Annotated in this window: 4 protein-coding genes; 1 reads left to right on the top strand and 3 read right to left on the bottom strand. The window is 67.1% G+C overall.

What is annotated here, in order from left to right:
- The 3 genes from mreD to ACE026_RS06050 all read right to left on the bottom strand — a co-directional run.
- Positions 1-363 (bottom strand): rod shape-determining protein MreD (mreD, locus tag ACE026_RS06060; protein WP_486038352.1); only part of this gene is annotated, 363 nt, incomplete at its 3' end.
- Entirely contained in the window at positions 360-1,487 is a 1,128-nt protein-coding gene (gene mreC / locus ACE026_RS06055; RefSeq protein ID WP_486038351.1) for a rod shape-determining protein MreC, read from the bottom strand. The genes mreC and mreD, both read right to left, overlap by 4 nt.
- A 156-nt stretch (positions 1,488-1,643) precedes the next feature.
- The gene (locus tag ACE026_RS06050) at positions 1,644-2,690 is read right to left on the bottom strand and encodes a rod shape-determining protein (protein WP_019186044.1); all 1,047 of its coding nucleotides are present in this window, start codon (positions 2,688-2,690) and stop codon (positions 1,644-1,646) included.
- 275 nt (positions 2,691-2,965) lie between these two features.
- Between ACE026_RS06050 and ACE026_RS06045 the strand changes: the two genes are divergently transcribed.
- Positions 2,966-3,904, top strand: a complete 939-nt coding sequence (locus tag ACE026_RS06045; RefSeq protein WP_486038350.1) for a carbohydrate kinase family protein — start codon at positions 2,966-2,968, stop codon at positions 3,902-3,904.
- The last annotated feature ends 30 nt before the right edge of the window (positions 3,905-3,934 follow it).

Here is a 3,934-nt window from a genome sequence, read left to right as displayed (position 1 = left end):
GTGCACCACCGCGCTGACGATGCGGTCGTTGAACAGCAGGCCGCCGATCGCCAGGATCTGCTGGGACATCGGGAAGAAACGGATCCGCGCGCGGAAGCGCTGCAGGATGAAGGTCAGGATCACCAGCCGCAGCGCCTGCTCGCCGAGCACGCCGCCATAGAGCAGATCGGCGATGACGCCGCTGGCGAAGGCGATGCCCAGCCCGACCCGGTCCGGTGTCTCGATCACCCAGTAGGCCAGCACCAGTGCCAACCAGTACGGACGCAGCGGCTGCAGCAGCGCCGGCAGCGGCAACAGGCCCAGCAGCAGCGCCACGACCAGACTCACCGGCAGCACCCAGGGTTTGTCGCGCAGGCGGCTCATGGCCGGTTCTCCACGGGTTCGGCCTGCCGAGCATGGCTCGGCACTGCCGTGGATTCGGCTGCGTCACGGCGCGGAGCGGTCCCCGGTACCGGTGCGGACGGACCGGGCCGGTTGGCCTGCGGTGCATTGGCGGGCGCCGTCGCAGGTGCCGTGGTGGCCGGGGATGAACCCGCCGGGGTGGTACTGGCCGGCGCTGCGGTGCCGGCCGGCGTGCCCTCCTGCAGCGGCCCAGCAGCCGGGCCACCGGCTTCGCTGGCATCACGGCGCAGGTTCGGCGGGATGCGGATCGCCTCGCCCGGGCGCAGCAGCAGCACGTCGCGGCCACGGTCGAGCTGGGCGGCCGGCTTCAGCACACCGACCAGGAAGGCATGGGTGTCATCCGGGCGCAGCGCGGTGATGCTGCCGACCGGGAAGCCGGCCGGGAAGCGCCCGCCCAACCCGGAGGTGACGATCTCATCGCCCACTTCCACCCCGGCACTGAGCGGAATGTCGCGCAGCTCCAGCGTGTCGCCGCGACCGTAGACGATCAGGCGCACGCCGTTGCGGGCCACGGTGACCGGCACGGCATGGTCGGGATCGGTGAGCAGCAGGACGGTCGCGCTGTTGCCGGTGGTGGCGATCACCTGGCCCATCAGGCCACCGGCATCGATCACCGCCTGGCCGACATGCACGCCATCGCGGGTGCCTGCCGCCAACACCAGGCGCTGGCGCACCGGGTCCAGGTCGATATCCAGGATCGGCGCGAGCTGCACATCCAGGCCACTGCGCTCGGCCACATTGAGCAGCTCGCGCAGCTGGGCGTTGTCCAGCGCGGCGGTCTGCAGGCGGGTCAGGCGCGCATTGGCGATCAGCAGCTGATTGCGCAGTTCACGGTTCTCGGTGACGAGCTGGCCGTGGCTGGCCGCGTTGTCCTTGACCTGCGTGCCCAGGCGCCCCGGCAGGCCGGCCAGCGCCCATACCGGCTGCACCAGCACGTTGGCCTGCGCGCGCAGGCGCGACAGCCAGCCGGCCTGGTCATCGAGCACGATCAGGGTGATGGCCAACGCCAGGTAAGCGAGCAGGCGCAGCGGACTGGCGGCATCGCCCTGGCGGGAGGCTACGGGAGGACCGGCGTAAGGCGGCACAGGCGTCGACTGGAAAAAGTGTGGATGAAGCGCGCGGAACAAGAGCGCAGCGGGAACAGCATGCGACAACGCCCCGGCGAGGTGACGCCCGGCAAGCGAAGCTTACCGGAGGCATCACGCCGCAGAGGCGCGTCTACGATACACGGCCGGTACGGCTCACTCCGGCGCAAAGAACTCGTTGCCGTGCATGTCCACCAGCTCCAGCGCACGACCACCACCGCGGGCCACGCAGGTCAGCGGGTCATCGGCCACCTGCACGTGCAGGCCGGTTTCCTCGGAGATCAGGCGGTCCATGTCGCGCAGCAGGGCGCCACCACCGGTCAGCACGATGCCGCGCTCGGCGACGTCGGCACACAGTTCCGGCGGGGTCTGCTCCAGCGCCAGCTTGACCGCGCTGACGATGCCCGAGAGCGGCTCGTGCAGGGCTTCAAGCACCTCGTTGGAGTTGATCTTGATCATCTTCGGCACACCCTCGGCGAGGTTGCGGCCGGAGATTTCCATCTCGATCACTTCCGCCTGCGGGTAGGCGCAGCCCAGCTCGACCTTGATCCGCTCGGCGGTCGCTTCACCGATCAGCATGCCGTGGTTGCGGCGCACGTAGTTGGTGATCGATTCGTCGAAGCGGTCGCCGCCGATACGCACGGAGGCCGAGTAGACGATGCCGTTGAGCGAGATCACCGCCACTTCGGTGGTGCCGCCGCCGATGTCGATGACCATCGAGCCACGCGCCTCGGTGACCGGCATGCCGGCGCCGATCGCAGCGGCCATGGGCTCTTCGATCAGGAACACATCACGCGCACCGGCCTCCTCGGCCGATTCCTTGATGGCGCGGCGTTCGACCTGGGTCGAGCCGGCCGGCACGCAGACCAGCACGCGCGGGCTCGGGCGCAGGAAGCGCGACTTGTGGACCTTCTTGATGAAGTGCTTGAGCATCGCCTCGGTGTAGGTGAAGTCGGCGATGACGCCATCCTTCATCGGGCGGATGGTGGTGATATGGCCCGGGGTACGGCCAAGCATCTGCTTGGCCTCGGCGCCCACGGCAGCCACGGAACGGGTACCACCGATGGCACGGTCCTGGCGCACGGCCACGACCGACGGCTCGTTCAGCACGATCCCCTGCCCACGCACGTAGATGAGGGTGTTGGCCGTGCCCAGGTCGATGGACAGGTCATTGGAGAACATGCCACGCAGTTTCTTGAACATCTGGGAGTTGATCCTGAGGGGTGTCGCGCCCAACGCGGGATGGCGAAAAAATGGGCAGAATTCGAGGTCGACAAGCCTAGCAATCCCCCTGTGCGCGAGCAAGGACAAATCTGGCCGAAAGCCAGCCTTCACGGCCATTCAGGCCAATCCGGACAGCCCGGGTTCTGGCCCAAAGCCGCCCTACCCGTTAACCTTTGCGCCGCAGGGCGCCGCAGGGCGCCGTTTCGTTGCCCGCCCAACGGGCCTCAAACCCCCTTCCGCATAGGCCTTACTCGATGTCCGCTTTGATCTGTGGTTCTCTTGCCTTCGACACCATCATGGTGTTCCCGGACCAGTTCAAGAATCACATCCTGCCGGACAAGGTGCACATCCTGAATGTGTCGTTCCTGGTGCCGCGCATGCGTCGTGAATTCGGCGGTTGCGCCGGCAACATCGCCTACAACCTGTACCTGCTGGGTGGCGAGCCGATCCCGATGGGCACGGTGGGTTCGGATTTCGGCCCGTACCGCGAGTACTTCCAGGGCCTGGGCATCGATCTGAGCCGGGTCAAGGTGATCGATGAGCTGTTCACCCCGCAGGCGTTCATCACCACCGATCACGACAACAACCAGATCACCGCCTTCCACCCGGGCGCGATGATGCGGTCCTACGAGAACCACGTGAAAGACGTGCCCGGCGTGACCCTGGGCCTGGTCGGCCCGGATGGGCGCGAAGGCATGATCCAGAACTCGCAGGAATTCTTCGAGGCCGGCGTGCCGTTCATCTTCGACCCGGGTCAGGCCATGCCGCTGTTCAACGGCCCGGAGCTGCGCACCTTCATCGAGCAGGCCGACTACGTCGTCGTCAACGACTACGAGTCCAACCTGCTGCAGGAGCGCACCGGCTGGGATGAAAAGGCGATCGTGAGCCGGGTCAAGGCCTACATCACCACCCGTGGCCCCAAGGGCGCGGTCATCCACACCCCGGAAAAGACCTATGACATCCCGCCGGCGCACGAGCGCCGCGTGGTGGACCCGACCGGCTGTGGCGATGCGTTCCGCGCCGGCCTGATCTACGGCATCGAGAAGGGCTACGACTGGCTGACCATCGGCCGCATGGGCAACCTGATGGGCGCGCTGAAGGTCGAGCACCCGGGCACCCAGAACCAGCGCTTCACGTTCGATGAGTTCAACGAGCAGTTCAAGCAGCAATTCGGCTACGCGCTGACCGTTTGAGCGCAGTGCGATCAAACGCGGCCCACGCTT

The organism is Stenotrophomonas sp. AGC87, from assembly GCF_057333975.1.
Note: the sequence above shows the minus strand (reverse complement) of the source record. Positions and strands in the feature narration are given on the sequence as shown.

Coding starts and splice junctions, on each gene's coding strand:
- ACE026_RS06045 (WP_486038350.1), top strand. CDS start 2,966: ATGTCCGCTTTGATCTGTGGTTCTCTTGCCTTCGACACCATCATGGTG.
- ACE026_RS06050 (WP_019186044.1), bottom strand. CDS start 2,690: ATGTTCAAGAAACTGCGTGGCATGTTCTCCAATGACCTGTCCATCGAC.